This window comes from Acinetobacter sp. CIP 102637 (assembly GCF_000368425.1).
In the GTDB taxonomy this organism is placed as follows: Bacteria; Pseudomonadota; Gammaproteobacteria; order Pseudomonadales; family Moraxellaceae; genus Acinetobacter; species Acinetobacter parvus.
In genome coordinates this window covers 1,998,609-2,016,672 of sequence record NZ_KB849435.1, presented here as the reverse complement: position 1 = coordinate 2,016,672, position 18,064 = coordinate 1,998,609, and the positions used below count along the sequence as shown (strand labels likewise).

General features: G+C 43.3%; 17 protein-coding genes and 1 pseudogene. 9 read left to right on the top strand and 9 right to left on the bottom strand.

Annotation, left to right across the window (positions count from 1 at the left end; genetic code table 11):
• Window positions 1-190 precede the first annotated feature (190 nt).
• On the top strand, window positions 191-703 hold the full coding sequence (locus F967_RS12685; protein ID WP_004800290.1) for a hypothetical protein: 513 nt from the start codon (window positions 191-193) through the stop codon (window positions 701-703).
• A gap of 55 nt (window positions 704-758) precedes the next feature.
• Here F967_RS12685 and F967_RS12680 read toward each other — a convergent pair whose 3' ends face one another.
• The 3 genes from F967_RS12680 to fadB all read right to left on the bottom strand — a co-directional run bounded on the left by F967_RS12680 (window position 759) and on the right by fadB (window position 4,889).
• Window positions 759-1,382 (bottom strand): PH domain-containing protein, encoded by a 624-nt coding sequence (locus F967_RS12680; RefSeq protein WP_004800288.1) that lies wholly within the window; start codon window positions 1,380-1,382, stop codon window positions 759-761.
• 165 nt (window positions 1,383-1,547) lie between these two features.
• Complete coding sequence (fadA, locus tag F967_RS12675; RefSeq protein WP_004800286.1) at window positions 1,548-2,723, bottom strand: acetyl-CoA C-acyltransferase FadA; 1,176 nt, start codon at window positions 2,721-2,723, stop codon at window positions 1,548-1,550.
• A 12-nt stretch (window positions 2,724-2,735) separates the two neighbouring features.
• Window positions 2,736-4,889, bottom strand: a complete 2,154-nt coding sequence (gene fadB, locus F967_RS12670; RefSeq protein WP_004800285.1) for a fatty acid oxidation complex subunit alpha FadB — start codon at window positions 4,887-4,889, stop codon at window positions 2,736-2,738.
• A gap of 393 nt (window positions 4,890-5,282) precedes the next feature.
• On the opposite strand from fadB, the gene lpxO reads away from it, so the two are divergent.
• The 5 genes and pseudogenes from lpxO to F967_RS13990 form a co-directional block, all read left to right on the top strand.
• The gene (gene lpxO / locus F967_RS12665) at window positions 5,283-6,197 is read left to right on the top strand and encodes a lipid A hydroxylase LpxO (RefSeq protein ID WP_004800284.1); all 915 of its coding nucleotides are present in this window, start codon (window positions 5,283-5,285) and stop codon (window positions 6,195-6,197) included.
• A 343-nt stretch (window positions 6,198-6,540) separates the two neighbouring features.
• Window positions 6,541-8,340, top strand: a complete 1,800-nt coding sequence (gene uvrC, locus F967_RS12660) for an excinuclease ABC subunit UvrC (protein WP_034431286.1) — start codon at window positions 6,541-6,543, stop codon at window positions 8,338-8,340.
• Window positions 8,341-8,444: 104 nt separating this feature from the next.
• On the top strand, window positions 8,445-9,242 hold the full coding sequence (locus tag F967_RS12655) for a thioesterase family protein (protein ID WP_004800280.1): 798 nt from the start codon (window positions 8,445-8,447) through the stop codon (window positions 9,240-9,242).
• A gap of 105 nt (window positions 9,243-9,347) precedes the next feature.
• Window positions 9,348-9,935 (top strand): CDP-diacylglycerol--glycerol-3-phosphate 3-phosphatidyltransferase, encoded by a 588-nt coding sequence (pgsA, locus tag F967_RS12650; protein ID WP_004674390.1) that lies wholly within the window; start codon window positions 9,348-9,350, stop codon window positions 9,933-9,935.
• Window positions 9,936-10,056: 121 nt separating this feature from the next.
• Window positions 10,057-10,209 (top strand): annotated as a pseudogene (locus tag F967_RS13990) (fusaric acid resistance protein); the annotation flags it as partial.
• Here F967_RS13990 and ruvX read toward each other — a convergent pair.
• The 3 genes from ruvX to recN form a co-directional block, all read right to left on the bottom strand.
• Window positions 10,210-10,653 carry a Holliday junction resolvase RuvX gene (gene ruvX / locus F967_RS12645; RefSeq protein WP_004674392.1) on the bottom strand — a complete coding sequence of 148 codons (444 nt, stop codon included), beginning with the start codon at window positions 10,651-10,653 and terminating at the stop codon, window positions 10,210-10,212.
• Window positions 10,646-11,200 (bottom strand): YqgE/AlgH family protein, encoded by a 555-nt coding sequence (locus F967_RS12640; protein WP_004674393.1) that lies wholly within the window; start codon window positions 11,198-11,200, stop codon window positions 10,646-10,648. The genes ruvX and F967_RS12640 overlap by 8 nt, the downstream gene beginning before the upstream one ends.
• 135 nt (window positions 11,201-11,335) lie before the next feature.
• Window positions 11,336-12,997, bottom strand: coding sequence for a DNA repair protein RecN (gene recN / locus F967_RS12635; protein WP_004674394.1), 1,662 nt, complete (start codon window positions 12,995-12,997; stop codon window positions 11,336-11,338).
• A gap of 229 nt (window positions 12,998-13,226) precedes the next feature.
• Between recN and F967_RS12630 the strand changes: the two genes are divergently transcribed.
• From F967_RS12630 to F967_RS12620, 3 genes are all read left to right on the top strand, one after another.
• Complete coding sequence (locus F967_RS12630) at window positions 13,227-13,553, top strand: pyrimidine/purine nucleoside phosphorylase (RefSeq protein ID WP_004680708.1); 327 nt, start codon at window positions 13,227-13,229, stop codon at window positions 13,551-13,553.
• Between the two features lie 119 nt (window positions 13,554-13,672).
• On the top strand, window positions 13,673-14,422 hold the full coding sequence (rlmB, locus tag F967_RS12625) for a 23S rRNA (guanosine(2251)-2'-O)-methyltransferase RlmB (RefSeq protein WP_004674395.1): 750 nt from the start codon (window positions 13,673-13,675) through the stop codon (window positions 14,420-14,422).
• Between the two features lie 30 nt (window positions 14,423-14,452).
• The gene (locus F967_RS12620) at window positions 14,453-15,364 is read left to right on the top strand and encodes a DMT family transporter (RefSeq protein ID WP_004762287.1); all 912 of its coding nucleotides are present in this window, start codon (window positions 14,453-14,455) and stop codon (window positions 15,362-15,364) included.
• Here the strand turns inward: F967_RS12620 and coaE are convergent.
• The 3 genes from coaE to F967_RS12605 are packed head-to-tail and all read right to left on the bottom strand — an operon-like array spanning window position 15,361 to window position 18,054.
• Window positions 15,361-15,966: a dephospho-CoA kinase gene (coaE, locus tag F967_RS12615; RefSeq protein ID WP_004762286.1), complete on the bottom strand. Its 606-nt coding sequence runs from the start codon at window positions 15,964-15,966 to the stop codon at window positions 15,361-15,363. The two genes, F967_RS12620 and coaE, sit on opposite strands and share 4 nt — an antisense overlap.
• Before the next feature lies 1 nt (window position 15,967).
• Entirely contained in the window at window positions 15,968-16,828 is an 861-nt protein-coding gene (locus F967_RS14650) for a prepilin peptidase (RefSeq protein WP_004762285.1), read from the bottom strand.
• Window positions 16,828-18,054: a type II secretion system F family protein gene (locus F967_RS12605; RefSeq protein WP_004762284.1), complete on the bottom strand. Its 1,227-nt coding sequence runs from the start codon at window positions 18,052-18,054 to the stop codon at window positions 16,828-16,830. The genes F967_RS14650 and F967_RS12605 overlap by 1 nt, the downstream gene beginning before the upstream one ends.
• Window positions 18,055-18,064: the final 10 nt, after the last annotated feature.

Below are 18,064 nucleotides of genomic sequence, written 5' to 3'. Positions count from 1 at the left end.
ATGACCATATTTACAAAGATTAAACATAATCAGTCTCAAACATGGATTTTATCTTTGGTTCAAATTTTGAATCATGGTGACCGTTTATCTGAGCCATACTGAATCGAACAGCACTTTGTTGTAGCCTATTCATAGATGCTTTTATTTAACTCACTGTTTTCTTATGGATGAGAGATATTTGGAGCAAGCGATGAACTTTCTAAAACGATCTGTCTTTCTTTCCCTATTTGCTTTTATGGCATTACCAACCGTGCAGGCAGAAGAGGTGACTACATTGCCAACGATTCGCGTGATGGCTGAATCTGAGTTGCGTGAAGAAGTGGGACCTGTTCCATTTCAGGAAGATATGAAAGTGCGTCAGGCTTTGCAACACCGCATATATAAGACCCATAGTGATATGCAGAATGAACCAATAAAAGAAAGCACAGTTACAGTCGATTATCAGCCGAAAGTAGACGATCCTGATCCATCGCAGATTCCATTGACATTGCAACCCTATAATATTTTTGCTGTGGCGGCGGGTTTTCAGTCATCAGACCCAACCAATGGGCTTTTTAAAATGTTGCAACCTTTTAATATTACTCGTGATAATGTCGATGGCATTCGTGATGGAACAATAAAAATTAATTTTGATGAGGTTCTGAGATTACAGCAGCAGATTCGGGATGAGTTAAAAAGTCAAAATCAATTTTTTATGCGCTAAAGATTTTGAATTGTTGTTGGGAAAACCCCCACATATATAATGCGGGGGTAGCCTTTTATTGTTTTAGATAACGTTCAAAAATCCTAGAGAAATCATAATTTTCTATTTGTTTTCTGCGCTCTGTAAACTTGTTTTCAACCTGGATTGTGGTTTGTGAAATAATATCTGGCAAGTTTAGCAAAACCTGTTCTGATAATTCACGTAAGGAAAACATATTATTTACAGCTTGCTGAGTGATGACTAGCGAATTCATTTGGCGTTCAATTTCTTTGCATGCTTCGCTGATACTGAACAAGGCTTTATATAGATCGCGTACTTTATCAATTTGTGATTTTTCAATATCAATTGAATAACTTGTGCCGCCTAAATTAAACTTGAGTTCCACATCCCGATCCACAGTTCCCGCAGTTTCCAGCAGTACTCGACTGATTTGATTGTGTTTATAGGGATAACGATAAAGGGTACGTTTTTTACTGACAGCACTGGTTCCATCTAAATGTATAAAGGCAGTATTGGTAAAGCAATACTCATCCGTTTTTGCTTTGATCAAGAAGAAAATCTTTTCATTGTCTTCATGGAAAATATAGTCATCAATATCGGTCTTATCATAATCTTTAGGTTCAATAATTTTACCGATATCGCTTGTTCCCATGAGATCGGCTGCCATATTTTTAAACATTGTTAGAACCTTATCGTTTATTAGAATTAGGATCATAATTGGCGAAGTATTGTTCTGTCTAGAGTGAACATTTGTGTTTTAAGAATTCAATACAGCCTTGAAATGAGTTTCTAGTATAAAAAATCCCCGCTTAGCACGGGGATTTTCTTTTTATCTCAGTGTTGATTACACACGTTCGATAATAGTCGCGATACCTTGACCAAGACCGATACACATCGTCGCAAGACCGATTTGAGTATCTTGTTGTTCCATCACGTTTAACAATGTTGTTGTGATACGTGCACCTGAACAGCCCAATGGGTGACCCAATGCAATCGCACCACCATTCAAGTTGATGATGTCTTGTTTGTCATAGACGCCTAAGCCTTTCATGACTGATAAGCCTTGAGCAGCAAATGCTTCGTTTAATTCGATAGTTTGGATATCCGCCATCGTTAAACCAGCACGTTTAAGCGCTTTTTGAGTTGCTGGTACTGGACCGTAACCCATGATCGCAGCATCACATCCTGCAATAGCCATAGAACGAATCACAGCACGTGGTTTTAAACCAAGTGACTGCGCACGTTCAGCAGACATCAACAACATTGCAGATGCGCCGTCAGAAAGCGCAGAAGAAGTCGCAGCGGTTACTGTACCTGCTTTACTTGGGTCGAACACTGGACGCAATGCCGCAAATGCTTCAAGGTTGGCATCTGGACGAATGACTTCGTCGACATCACATAAGATTTTGAAGCCATTTTGATCGTGACCTTCAACACCCACGATTTCGTTTTTGAAACGACCTTCTTGTGTTGCAGCCCATGCACGACGGTGAGATTCAACACCGAACGCATCTTGTTCTTCACGAGAGATACCGTTCATACGACCCAACATTTCAGCAGTTAAGCCCATCATGTTAGATGCTTTCGCATAGTGTTTAGATGCTTCAGGGTTCAGGTCGATGCCGTGCATCATACCGACGTGACCCATATGCTCTACACCACCGATGATGAAGATGTCACCTTGATTGGTTGCAATCTGTGCAGCAGCCGTGTGGATTGCTTGCATAGAAGAACCACACAAACGGTTAACCGTTTGACCGCCAGCAGTCTTTGGAATATCAGCCAATAAACCAATATTACGAGCAATGTTCATACCTTGCTCTAAAGTTTGGTTTACACAACCCCAAATGATGTCTTCAACTTCGTTGGTATCAAATTGGTTACGAGCAACAAGTGCACGTACGAGTTCAGCAGATAAACTGTCGGCACGTACATTGCGGAACATGCCGTTACGTGATTTGCCCATGGCAGAACGAACGCCATCGACAATCACAACGTCACGTGGATTTAAAGTAGCCATTCACGTCGCTCCTTAACCGTAGAATTTTTTGTTGTTAGCAGCCATGTCACGCAACATTTGTGGCGCTTCATAAGCCTTACCTAAGTGTGCATATTTGTCGCAAAGGGCAACGTATTCAGCAACACCTGTTTGGTCGATATAACGGCATGGACCACCACGGAATGGAGGGAAACCTACACCCATGATCATCGCCATATCTGCTTCAGAAGCAGTTGCAACAATGTTGTCTTCTAAGCAACGAACCGTTTCGTTACAGAAAGCAAGCATCATACGGTCAATGATTTCTTGTGGATCAAATTCACGCTTTTCGCCAGTCACGAAAGGCGCAATGATTTCGTAAGCTGTTGGATCAACAGTTTTCGCTTTCTTACCTTTCTTATCTAACACGTATTTGTAGAAACCAATGTCATTCTTCTGACCAAGACGTTTTGCTTCATACATCGCTTGGATCGAACCTTTGTAGTCAGGCTTCATACGGTCTGGGAAACCTTCCGCCATGACTTCTGCACCATGAACACCTGTATCGATACCGACAACGTCGATCAAGTATGCAGGACCCATAGGCCAGCCAAACTTCGCCATTACATTATCCACTTGCTGGAAGTCAGCACCGTCTTTTACAAGAAGGTCGAATGCACCAAAGTAAGGGAACAATACACGGTTAACCAAGAAACCTGGGCAGTCGTTCACTACGATTGGTGTTTTACCCATTTTCTGAGCAAGAACAACAGTTGTTGCGATGGCTTCATCAGAAGTTTTTTCACCACGAATAACTTCAACCAATGGCATCATGTGTACTGGGTTGAAGAAGTGCATACCAACGAAGTTTTCAGGACGTTGTAATGCTTTCGCAAGGCGTGTAATCGAGATTGTAGATGTGTTAGATGCAATGATCGTGTTTTCACGAACATGTTTTTCTGTATCTGCAAGTACGATTTCTTTAACTTTAGGGTTTTCAGTTACCGCTTCAATCACGATGTCCACTTCTTTAAACTCATCGTAACTTAAAGTAGGACGGATGCGAGCAAGGGTTTCGCCCATTTGTGCAGGTTTCATTTTGTTGCGTTCAACTTGCTTTGTTAGCAAGCCATTCGCTTCTTTCATACCTAATGCAAGTTGTGGGTTCCCAATATCTTTCATGATGATTGGAGTGCCTTTGCTTGCCGCTTGGTAAGCAATACCACCACCCATGATACCCGCACCTAATACAGCTGCTTGGTTGACAGGATGAGCACCTTTTTCATATTTTTTCGCAGTTTTCTTTACCACTTGGTCATTGATGAATAGACCAATCAGTGCGCCTGCTTGAGGTGTTACCGCAGCTTTGGCAAAGCCTTCAGCTTCAGCTTTTAAAGCACCATCACGGCCTAGGCTTGCGCCTGCTTGTAATGAATCAAGTAATAGTTTTGGCGCAGGATATTGTGCAGGATTTGCTTTTGCAAGAACCGCACCCTTCGCGCTATTGAATGCCATCATTTGTTCTAAGGCATTCAACTTTACTGGGTCTAATTTTTCTTGGCGTTTCGCTTTCCAGTTTAAACGACCTGAAATGGCTTGTTTTACCAAGTCAATTGCTGCTTCTTGTAGTTTGTCAGCAGCAACAACTGCATCGACCGCACCATCTTTCAGTGCAGCAGCTGGTTTTTTCGGGTTCGCCATTGCCATCCACTCAACAGCATTGTCGATACCAATTAAACGGCTTAAACGTACACTACCACCAAAACCAGGATAGATACCGAGTTTGATTTCTGGTAAGCCAACCTGTGCCTGCTCTGACATGACACGATAGTCACATACCAGACACATTTCAAAACCGCCACCCAATGCTGTGCCGTTGATTGCAGCAACTTTAGGGATGTCTAAATCTTCAAAGCTGTTGAAGATTTCATGGACAGGCATAAGCCAATCAACAATTGCTTGTTCACCAGCAGCGAAGTTGTCGCCAAATTCAGTGATGTCTGCACCCACGATAAATGTTGATTTACCAGAGGTAACAACTAAGCCTTTAATGTCGTTATTGGCTTTAACTGCAGCAATCGCTGCCTGGAAGTCTTCGATGGTTGCACGGTTAAATTTATTAACCGACTCACCTTGTAGGTCAAAGCGGAATTCTGCAATTCCGTCCGCAAGCATTTGGACGGTAATGGCATTGCCAGCGTGGATCATGCCTGATCTCCTTGTTGTGGAGGATTCTAAGTTGATGTCATAAAGCTTATGCGCCTGAAAGGGCGCAAAAATGCTTCGCTAATCTTGCGATAACTATATCCAAAAAGAACATAACAAGTTGTATCAAGCCGTGACGCGAGGGTCATCAATTTGTTGTAACTCATCGATTGTGTGAATCAGCTAGGCCATAAAAATGGGATAACAGTGTATTCCACTTTCTTCAAAGATGGGTTTGGATAGAGGATAAATATCGTTTTTGTTCGATTTAAGTAAGGAAAATTGGTGTTTAAGTACTTAAATTTGGTAAAATAGTCGGCTTATTTTTTATGTGCGATTTGGAAAGTTTGCGATCAAATTGGCATTGGGTTTTCATTTGGGCAGGTAGAGTAAGTTATGATTAAGTGGATCATATTAGCGATATTTATCATTTCTGCGCTTTATATTCAGCGCCGTGGTAAAGTGAAACATTCGTTTTATCGTCAGTTTTTTGACCATTCAACCATTCTCGCACCCATTAATTTTTTAATGTACCTCTTGTGCAGAGTGCCAAACCAGCCGTATATCGATACCCAGTATTTTAAGGATTTAAAGATTCTTGATGAACACTGGGAAATGATTCGTGATGAGGCCAAGGCTTTATATGACAAAGGTGGGATTAAAGCTTCAAGTAGTTATGATGACTTGGGTTTTAATTCTTTCTTTAAAACAGGCTGGAAACGTTTTTACCTGAAATGGTATGACTCGGCACATCCATCTGCTGCTGAACTCTGCCCGAAAACAACCGCTTTATTAAAGACATTACCTAGCATTAAGGCGGCAATGTTTACTGAGTTGGCACCAGATAGCCGTTTAGTTCGCCATCGTGATCCTTATGCGGGTTCATTGCGTTACCATTTAGGTTTGATTACACCAAATGATGATCGCTGTTTTATTGATGTTGATGGGGAGCGTTATTCATGGCGTGATGGTGAAAGTGTGGTGTTCGATGAAACCTATATTCACTATGCGGAAAATACCACTGACCAGAATCGTATTATCTTTTTCGCTGATGTGGAACGTCCATTAAAAACCCGTTTTATGCAAAAGTTTAACCACTGGTTTGGAAAAAGTGTCATGACCGCAGCCAGCTCACCAAATGAAGCAGGTGATCAAACAGGTAGCTTAAACAAGGCCTTTGGCTATATTTATCAAATCCGTATCAAGGCCAAAGCGTTAAAGGCTAAAAACCGACAGCTTTATTATTTCCTGAAATGGTTCATCATGTTGGCACTGTTTTTCCTGATCTTTATTCGACCTTATGTGTTTTAATCCAGAATAAGATAAACGCCCGAAAGGGCATTTTTTATAACAATGATATTTATGGAAAGATTGACCCAAAGAAAGCTTTGTTGCACCAACCCATCTCTAAGGCTTATTCCACAATATAATTTTCAAATGAATAAGCCTACACCTAAAATTTATCGTACAACAAATGAACTAGCCTGCGATTTCTTTAATGGGTCTGCATTTAAGAGTGTGGATAAGCTGCTGAATAAGGCTTTCTAATTGGATACTTGCCAGCGGTGTTGGAAAGATGGATTTCAGTTGACCAGACTTGAAATTCATCTACTCAGGCTACATCATCAAAACATTACTAATGATGAAGTCTGCTGTGAATCCAAACGCGCGTGAACACATTGAAAAAATCCTGACTCATATGACTCAATTACCTGGTGTTTATAAAATGCTCGGCAAAGATGGAGAGTTACTGTATGTCGGGAAAGCAAAAAACTTAAAGAATCGTGTATCCAGCTATTTTGTTAAAACCATTGAACATCCCAAAACACAGGCATTGGTTGCCCGTATCTATGATATTGAGACATTGGTTGTCCGTTCTGAAACTGAAGCGCTACTGCTTGAACAAAATCTGATTAAATTACATCGTCCGCCATACAATATTATGCTGCGCGATGATAAATCCTATGTCTATATCTTCGTCTCGGCAGACAAGCCCTATCCCCGCATTGCCAGTGGGCGTGGCAAGGGCAAGCATCAGGTCGGCAAGTTTTTTGGGCCTTATCCCAGTGCTTATAGCGCTAGAGATACGCTACTTGTATTACAAAAATTATTTAATGTGCGCCAATGTGAAAATAGTTATTTTTCACAACGTAAACGTCCTTGTTTACAGTATCAGATTAAACGTTGTACAGCGCCTTGTGTCGGTCTGATTAGCCCTCAGGACTATAAGGAAGATGTGGATAATTCGATCCGTTTTCTACAGGGTGATACCAGGGAGCTGAATCAGGAACTGATTGGGAAAATGGAACAGGCCGCCGAAGCATTGGAATTTGAAAAAGCGGTGTTCTATCGGGACCGTTTGGCCTTGCTACGTGAGGTTCAGGCACAGCAGGCGGTATTTAAGATCAAGGGTGAGGCCGATATTTTGGCGATTGCCCATCAGGCAGGCGTAACCTGCGTCCAGATCATGTATGTGCGGAATGGGCGTATGCTGGGCGGAAAAAGTTATTTTCCTGATATGTTGGGAGATGACCTGGGCCAGATGCTTACTGATTTTATGGCCAACTTCTATTTTCAGGTGGCGGATGAGGTGCCAACTGAGTTGATTGTGAATGTCGATGTACCTGACCGAATACAGCTTGAAGAGGCCTTGCAGCAAACCTTTAATAAAAAGGTGCAGATTAAGTATAAAGTGCGTAAAACGCGGGCAGAATGGCAAGAGCTGGCACAAATGAATGTGCAGCATGCGATTAAAGGCAAGCTGAGTAATCATTTGGAATTGAACGAGCGTTTTCATCAACTTGAACAAGTGGTTGGTCGTCCCATTGACCGAATTGAATGCTTTGATATCAGTCATACTATGGGTGAAGCACCGATTGCTTCTTGTGTGGTGTTTGATCAGGGCGGTGCGAGAAAGCGCGATTATCGCCAGTTTGCGATTCAGGATATTACGGGCGGGGATGATTATGCGGCGATGCGTCAGGCACTGATCCGTCGCTATAAAAAGAATATGTTGCCTGATCTGCTCCTGATTGATGGCGGTAAGGGGCAACTGCATATGGCCATGGAGGTGATGCTGGAACTCCAGCTCGATGCCTTTATGATCGGCGTGTCCAAGGGTGAGGGGCGTAAACCGGGATTAGAAACGCTGCATTTTACCGATGGCACCAAGATTCAGCTAGCAGAAGACCATAAGGCACTTCACCTGATCCAGCAGGTTCGAGATGAAGCGCATCGTTTCGCCATTACCAAACATCGAGCTAAGCGTGATAAACGCCGTAGTAGTTCAGTTTTGGAAGCTATTCCTGGGCTAGGGCCAAAACGCCGTCGTGATCTACTCACTCATTTTGGTGGTATACAAGGTGTTTTAAAAGCCTCGGAAAAAGAGTTGATGCTGGTGCCAGGCCTGGGTGAAGTCATGGCGAGAACGATTTATAAAATCTTGCATGAATAACTTGACCGATTGGCTCAAACTTTCAATGACTGATGGGTCAATGATCATTCACAAACAGGTAAAAACATTTAAAGATAGGATGGTTTGACGATTAAGGAAAGATAATGTCATTGCTTCCGCTGTATCAACAGGTTGAACATCAAGAGTGGATTGACATTCCCTCAGGATGGTTACAAGGTCGCACCGTATTTGGCGGTTTAGTTGCAGGATTATTAATCCAAAAGGCACAGAGTGTGGTTCATGATACAACAAAGCAGTTATTGAGTTGTAATGTGACCTTTGTTGGTCCTGTGCAAGAAGGGCAGGCTAAACTCACGGCGGAAGTGTTGCGAGAGGGTAAATCGGTTACAACCTTAGAAGTGCGGTTATGGCAAGCAGATAATGTACAAAGTATATTAATAGCAAGTTTTGGTTCGCAGCGTGAATCTCGGATTCATGTGCAAAATCTACCGCAAGTTCCTGATTATCCACTGCCAGCACAGTTGGAAAAAACAGCTTATATTGAAGGCTTAATGCCACAATGTTTTCAACAGTTTGAACTATGTTGGGCTGAAGGGTATTATCCAATGGCTGGCAGCAAAGTGCCTGACTTTGGTGGATGGTGTCGTTTTATTCCTCAGTTGCATCCAAATCGCGAAATGAAACTAGCCGATCTATTTGGATTGATGGATGTGTGGCCACCGGGTGTGTTGCCCATGTTTAAAACCCCTGCACCTGCAAGCTCATTAACTTGGCAAATTACCTATTTGCAGCCGATTGCTCATCAAGTACAGGATTGGTTCAAATACAAAGTAGTGACTGAATATGCTGAACATGGTTATTCAACCGAGTATGCTTATCTTTGGGATGATGAAAATCGACTGATTGCGATACTTCGACAAACAGTTGCCGTTTTTGCCTAGTCGACACTGCCGTGCATTTCGTATAAAGTTGCTTACACATGGATACAATCTCGGCACATCCTTTGTGCGACATGCATATTTGATGCGAACAACATGGCGGTGTTTATGAGCACAGGGCGAATCCTGAACATTCCTAATATTTTAACTTTGGCGCGTATCGCCCTCATTCCTGTATTTTTGGCAATTGCCTATTGGCCGCCTGCCATTGGAATTGCTGAGCATCATGGGGGAATGATGCGACATCTGATATTGACCGCAATCTTTGTTCTTGCGGCAGTGACAGATTGGTTCGATGGGTATTTAGCTCGAACTTTGAATCAGACTTCTGCTTTCGGGCGTTTCCTAGATCCTGTTGCTGATAAGCTGATGGTTGCGGCGGCATTGATTGTACTGGTGCAATGGCAACCGACCATTTCAATGGCTTTTGCGGCGATTGTGATTATTTCCCGTGAAATTACTGTTTCAGCATTGCGTGAATGGATGGCTGAATTGGGTGCACGTACTAGCGTTGCAGTTTCTACGGTAGGAAAGTACAAAACAGCATTTCAAATGATTGCGATCAGTGTGTTTCTGCTCAACTGGAAACCACTGGAAATGTGGGCCTATGCCTTGCTTTATGCGGCGGTGATTTTGACGTTGTGGTCGATGTTTATTTATATGAAAGCAGCATGGCCCTATCTGAAACAACCGTAACTATTTTTCTGTATTGCCATATAAATTATAGTCAAACTACTTTATTATTCATACAGGATTCGAAAAAAACTCGAAATAATTCATAGACTGAGTTGTATTGTTTTTATAATGATTTGACTATAGCTCTAATTTATTGGCGAATGTGAATCCAACCTTTAGCTGGGTACGTTTGGCCCAGCGTGTGCCTGTTAAAATTATGCTGGATGAGCAACCACAGAATCCGTTGGCCTTTGTTTCAGGGCGAACAGCAACGGTTAGAATTATTGAGAAATGATCAAGGCGTAATCCCAGCAGGATCACGATACCAGCTTTGAATTAGCAGCGCAGCGGCAAAACTATCTGCTGACAAACGTTTAGCCTGCCCCTTGTTCTGGTAAAACTCAAGTTCTTCCCTTGCCTCGCGGGTGGTCAGGCGTTCATCTACCATCCATGTTTCAATATTGGTCTGATGGCGTAAACGCCGTGCAAACTTACGCGCACGTGCTGACAGTTCAGATTCACTATCATCCATATTCAATGGTAAGCCAACCAGAAACAGGTTGGGTTGCCATTCCCTGACCAGTTTTAACAACTGATTCCAGTCAGGAATACCATCTTTCATGGCAAATAATGGCAGGGGAGTGGCACTTTCAATGGTGGATTGACCAATTGCCATCCCCATTTTCTGGGTGCCAAAATCAAAAGCCATGATGGATTGGGACGCTTGCATATCAGGCATGACCAATTTCAGACGCAAACCAGGTACGGTCTACCCCAATTTTTTTATAGGCAGCATCCCAGCGATCGTTATAAGGCAGGTTGAAAATCAGGTCCATGTCAGATTCACAGATCAGCCAGTCACCCCGTGCAATTTCTTCCTCAAGCTGGTGTTTGCCCCAGCTCGCATAGCCTAATGCAATCTGGTAACGCCCCACACCCTCGTTATGCGCAATCGCGTCCAGAATATCTTTGCTGGTGGTGATACAGACATTCTCGCCGACCGCAATTGACGAGTGCCAGGTTGGTTGGCCCGTATGCAGCACAAAACCAGCTTCAGGACGTAAAGGGCCGCCCTGCAAAACCGCATGTGGCTGTACGTTGTCTGCATCGATCTCCAAATCGTTGAGGAGTTCCCTGATCTGTAGGTTTGATGGGCGATTAATCACGATGCCCTGAGCACCATCCTCATCATGACGAGCAACATAAATGACTGTGTTTGCAAAGAAGTCATCTGCCATGTCTGGTGGAGCGATAAGACAACGGTGAGTTAAATATTGTTTCGTCACCTAGGCGGTTCTCCATCAAAACAAGTCCCACTTTAAAAAGGGGGATTTAGGGGGATTAAATAATAGGTTGTTTTTATCAACATACAAGAGTTGATCGGATTTCGCCAATCATTTTCTGATATTTTGTAGTAGAACCTAGGCTGACTGGAATTTGAGCTGGCGTAACTGTCTGGCGTGCTGCAAGGTGGTTTCGCTAATTTCAACACCACCAGACATGCGGGCAAGCTCCAGAATACGCTGTTCTTCATCCAGTTCAATGATGGTGCTGCTGGCTGGATCAGTTTGTTGTTTCTTCACCAGTAAATGCTGGTCGGACTGTGCCGCAACCTGAGCCTGATGGGTGATACAAAGTAATTGTACATGCTGCGCCAAGTCAGCCAACAAACGCCCCACCACTTCAGCTGTGCCGCCACTGATCCCCACATCGATTTCGTCAAATACCAACACCTCAGATTCGGTTTTTTCAGCATTCATGACCTGCATCACCAGCGCGATACGTGACAGTTCACCGCCTGATGCAACACGGGCCAGCGGTTGTGGTGGAATACCCTTGTTGGCCGTGAATAAGAGTTGAATAAAGCTTAGACCCTCGGCATTGGCTGCTTCCAGGGGTTCAAACTTAAACTCAAAATATGCTTCTGGTAATGCCAGTGGTTTGACTTGCTCAGTCAACTGTTTTGCCAATGGAATGGCAGCTTTACGACGGATTTCATCCAGATGCTGTGCCTGTTGCATAAACTCCTGATAGGAAACTTCAACCTGTTCCGCCAGAGTTTCAGGATCTTCCAGTTGATGCAGTTGCTCTAGCTCTTGTTGCCAGATTTCATATTCCTGTTTCAGCAGTTCAGGCTGGGTACGGTATTTACGTGCAAGGCGGTGAAAAACTTCCAGTGTTGCATTGAGCTGTTCCATGCGCTCAGGATCAAAGCTTTGACGGTCAATAAACTGACGTAGGCTGGAGGTGGCGTCATCAATCTCACTTTGTGCATTTAACAGTGAATTGTAGATACTGGAAAGCTGTTCACTGCGACCCGCATGCGACTCTAAACGACGAATAATGGAAGCGATTTCCTGCGTGATGTTTTGCTCAGCTTCATCCAGCACATTCAGGCTATAAGCACAGTCCTGCATAATGTGTTCATGGTGACTAAGACGGTCAAATTCCTGTTCAATCTCTCGATAATCGGTTTGAATCACATCTTCCAGTTCTTCTATTTGTGATTCCAGAGTTTGTATTCTTTGAATTCGGGTGGTCTGTGCATCTAAGGCGGCTTGATGTTGTCGGATATTTGTTTGCCATGTCGCATAGGCTTCACGTACTGCATCAGCAGGAGTGGCAAAGTTGCTATAACGGTCGAGCCAGTGTTTTGGATAGGGCGGTTCAAGTAACTGCTGCTGGCTATGCTGGCTATAGAGCTGGACCAACAAACGCCCAATTTCTTTCAGTTCAGCCAAGCTACCTGGACGACCATTAATCCACGCCTTGCTGCGTCCAGTGGCAAAAATCACACGTCTTAAATGAATTTCACCTGAATCATCATCCAGTTCATGCTCAGCCAGCCATTTAGCCTCTACACTATCGGGTTTATAGCTAAAGACAGCGGTCACATCGGCCTTATCCGCCCCATAGCGTACATAATTGGTGTCGGTACGTTCCCCCAGACATGCGGAGAGTGCATCTAACAATAATGATTTGCCGGCGCCAGTTTCACCAGTCAGCACATTGAAACCCTGTTCAATGTCCAGCGCCAGATGGTCGGCAAGTGCAAAATTAATTAAAGTTAAATGGGTGAGCATAAATGCATCCAATGCACAGAATATTTTGCTTAAAGATAAAGAAGTTTTATCCTAGCGACAAGAGTGAATTACGCTTGGCAATATTAAAAAAATAAAATCAACAGGGACTAAATATGGGAATAAAAATTGCTAGTTTTGCATAAGGAAATGGATTGATTAGTTGCGATGGCACAATTAAACTACGTCCAGCATAATCTAATATAAATGCGGCATTATTTGGAGAGTACGCATGAGTTCAGTGCAGTTTGATCATGTAACGGTCATCAAAAAATCGAATGTGTATTTTGGTGGGGCATGTATCAGTCATACAGTACAGTTTGAAGACGGTACAAAAAAGACTTTAGGTGTGATTCTACCCACTGAGCAGCCTTTAACCTTTGCGACCCATGTGCCAGAGCGTATGGAGATCATTTCGGGTGAATGTCGGGTTAAAATCGCCGACAGCACTGAAAGTGAGTTGTTCCGTGCGGGGCAGTCTTTCTATGTGCCAGGCAATAGCAAGTTTGACATTGAGACGGATGAAGTCCTTGATTACGTTTGCCATTTAGAAGGCTAACCTATTCGCGTCTAAATCGGGTACACTAGATTTAATGGAAATCCTGTAAAAGTCATTTTGCAGGATTTTTATTTTTATGAAATCTCCTTTTATATTCCGCTTTCTTAAAGAGGTCGTTCATGGCAAAACCTGAATATTATTATGGCGTTCATTCAGTGGAGTCATTGCTGGAGCTGGAGCCTGAACGAGTTTTGACCTTATTCACCCTGAAAGGGCGTGATGATCAGCGTCTACAAAAGATTTTGCAGTTGGCTGAACCTTTTGGGATTAGTGTACAGAAAGCCAGCCGAGACAGTCTCGAAAAACTGGCAGGTCTGCCATTTCACCAAGGTGTAGTTGCTGCAGTTCGACCACATCCAACTTTAAATGAAAAAGATTTGGATCAGTTAATGCAGCAATCACCTGATGCTTTATTGTTGGCATTGGATCAAGTCACTGATCCGCATAATCTAGGGGCTTGTATTCGTACTGCTGCTGCAATGGGGGTGCAAGCCGTGATTGTACCGCGTGACCGTTCAGCAAGCTTAACCCCGACAGCACGTAAGGTTGCCGCAGGTGGGGCGGAAAAAGTTAAGTTTATTCAAGTGACTAACTTAGCTCGAACATTGGCGCATCTCAAAGAAACAACACATATGCGTGTTATTGGCACAATGCTAGATGAAAAAGCATTGCCAATTCAGCAATGTGATTTTAACGGTCCAGTGGTGATTGTGATGGGGGCGGAAGATACAGGATTAAGGCCTATAACCCAGTCGCAATGTGACCAAACCGTTTATATCCCGATGTCTGGTGATTTACAAAGTTTAAACGTCAGTGTGGCGACAGGGATGGCACTTTATGAGGCATGCCGACAGCGTAATGCTGTATAATTCACACAATTATCGTCAATGTAATTAAAAATGACTGCTCGCACGCAAGGCTATCTGTTCGTTTGTATCACCATGTGCATCTGGGGCGGTTTTACCATTCTCTCCCGTTTAAATCTGCACTGGCATGTCAGTGCCTGGGACTTGGTGGCAATGCGTTTTGCGATTGCTTTTATCATTCTCATGCCTGTGCTGGTGTATAAAAAAGATTTAGCTTTCTTATGGCATCCACGTCCAGTCATTTTAGCCTTAACTGGCGGGCTGGCCTACTGTCTAACGGTTTATACTGCTTTTTTACATGCACCAGCAGCGCATGCCGCAATTTTTCTCAATGGTTGTATTCCACTGTGTACTGCCGTAGCTGCTTATTTATTGTTTAAACAGCCTTTTGATAAACATACCTGGCTCAGTCTCAGCATTATGTTGAGTGCTCTGGCATTGATGAGCTACCTGATGTTGCATGAGCAGGCTTCTGCTTTTGGCCTTGGCGATATTCTCTTTTTTCTGAGTGCGGTTTGGTGGGGCATCTTCACTGTATTGTTAAAACAATGGAAATTATCAGCCTGGCATTCGATGGCAAGTGTGGCCATTTGGTCAGCACTGATTTATTTACCGATCTATATCCTGTTTATTCCTAAACATTTTCAGGAAGCAGAGCCTGTCCATTTGCTGGTACAGGGTGTATTTCATGGTGTTTTGGTGGTGATTATTGCAACCCTGACCTATGTTGCCGCAATTGAACGTTTGGGTGCATTTAAAACGGGAAGCATTGTGACCTTGGCGCCATTTATTGCTGCTATCATTGCTGTACCTCTGTTAAATGAACCTTTGAGTCCAGCGATTATGTGTGGATTAGTGGGTATGGGTATTGGCGCTTTACAACCATGGCGCTGGTTCCGTAAAGATGCATTAACGGCCCAGTTGTCTCAACAGAAACAGGATTAGCCGATCTGCTCAGCCCGCTGTAAATAATTTAGGTGCAATGGTTTGAGTTGTTTGTGCAGATGTTCAAGTAGTCCATCGTTGAGTACAACATCATTGGCGAGCTGTTGTTTTTGAGTACGGGGCATTTGAGCTGCAATAATCTTTCGTATTTGTTCTTCAGTTTGCCCATCACGCTGGCTGGCACGTTGTAACTGGGTTTGTTCATCTGCATCAATCAACAGAGTGTGTTGAACCAGTTCATGCTGGTTGGTTTCAAAGAGCAGGGGTGAAACCAGAATCACGTAAGGGCTTTCTGTCTGCTGTAACTGCTGGATAATGGATTGGCGAATAGCAGGGTGGGTGATTTGTTCTAAACTGTGACGAGCCTCTGGGAACTGAAAAATATGTTCACGTAATGCGCGGCGGTCTAGATGACCATCTTCCAGTAACACCCAGTCGCCAAATAGCTGTTGAATTTTCTGTAACGTTGGCTGGCCTGGTTCAACAATTTCCCTCGCAACAACATCAGCATCAATGACGCGAATACCTTGGGATTCAAACCATTGCGTGGCGGCTGACTTACCACTGCCAATCCCGCCTGTAATGCCCAAGATAAAGCGCATATTAACCACCTAAATAGACTTTCATAATTTGATCACCCCATAAAAATGCGATCCAGCCTGCAATGGCGATATAGGGACCAAAGGCAAAGGGCTGATTTTCACCACGTATTTTCATGAGAATAATACCAATAATGGCACCCACGACTGAGGAAAGCAGCACAACAAGCGGAAGCATCATAGGCCCCATCCAGGCACCCAGGGCAGCAAGCAACTTAAAGTCACCATATCCCATACCTTCTTTACCAGTCACCAATTTAAAAAGATAGTAAACGACCCATAGACAGAGGAAACCAATCAAATAACCCCAAATCGCTGACGTGGCAGTTGTATAAATTGCAAAACTGTTAATTCCCAAACCTAGTGCTGCCAAAGGAAGCGTAAAACGGTCTGGTAACAATTGCGTATCGAAATCAATAAAAGTGAGTGTGATCAATGCCCATGTGAGGACTAAACCAAAGAGCATCTGAATGGTTGCACCAAATACTGCTACAACGATTAATGAACAAACCATGGTGAGAAGTTCAATTAATGGATAGCGAATACTAATTGGATTCTGGCAAGAACCACATTTGCCACGAAGAATGATCCAACTGATGATCGGTATATTCTGATACCAGCGAATAGGGGATTTACATTGAGGACAGGTTGAGGCAGGTTGGCTTAATGTTAACTTACTTTGATCAATAAGTGGTTGCTCTGGATGAAGCAGCATTTGGCATTCCTGATGCCATTCTTGCTCCATCATTTTTGGCGTACGAAAAATGACAACGTTGAGAAAACTACCAATACATAGACTCAAAAGCCCAACTGCTAGGTACAGTGCAGTTGGGTTCTCGATAAAATAAGAGAGTGATTGTTGCATTAGACCACAGAACCCATTTGGAAGATTGGCAGATACATGGCAATGACAAGACCACCAACAAGTACGCCTAAAATAGCCATAATCAATGGTTCCATCATTGAGGTTAAGCCATCGACCGCATTATCCACTTCATTTTCATAGTGGGTCGCCACTTTGTCTAGCATACTATCCAAGGCCCCTGACTCTTCACCAATCGCGACCATTTGAATCGCCATAGATGGGAAGCGATTGGACACCCGCATCGCAAATTGTAATTGCTGGCCTGTGGCGACATCTTCACGGATTTTCATCACTGCTTCTTCATAGATCACATTATTGGTTGCACCAGCAGTTGATTCAAGTGCATCTATAAGAGGGACACCAGCCGCAAATGTGGTTGCCAAAGTTCGACTATAGCGGGCAATAATGGCTTTATATACTAAATCACCAAAAATAGGTGCCTTGAGTGCCATTTTATCTAAAAGGTCACGAAACTTCTTGCTACGTTTCTTTGCCTCAAGAAAAGCGGTAATAATTGCGCCAATCACGATGATAAGAATAAACCAGTATTCCTGCATCCACTTGGACATATTCACGACCATTTGGGTAAAAGCAGGCAGGTCTGCACCAAAGGAACTAAACAGATCCTGGAAAACAGGAACCACTTTGACCATTAGAATAATGGTTACGACCACTGCAACCACAATGACTGTGGCTGGATATTTCATGGCTTTTTTAATTTTTTGTTTAAGCAGTTCACTTTTTTCTTTATATATCGCTACACGATCCAGCATGGTTTCAAGGGCACCTGATTGTTCACCAGATTCAACTAAGGAACAAAAGAGGTTGTCAAAATACTGAGGATATTTTTTCAGGGCGCCTGCAAAAGTATTCCCCCCTTCTACTTCACCCTTAATCCCCAACACTACTTCGCGCATGGCAGGATTTTCCAGGCCTTCGGCAACGATTTCAAAACCTTGCACTAATGGCACACCAGCTTTCATCATAGTCGCTAATTGGCGGGTAAAGATGGTGATATCTAGTGTGGTGACTTTCTTTTTCATTAATCCTTCGAGAATGTTTTTACGTTTTTCCCGAATATTCTTGATGGTCACGCCTTGTTTTCGTAAAGTGACTTTAGCTAAAGCCATGTTACGAGCTGGTAATTCCCCTTTAATTTTTGCCCCTTTACGGTCTACTCCGTCATAAGCAAAAGTAGGCATCATTTGCGCTTTTTTAGCTGCCATGATTGTAATC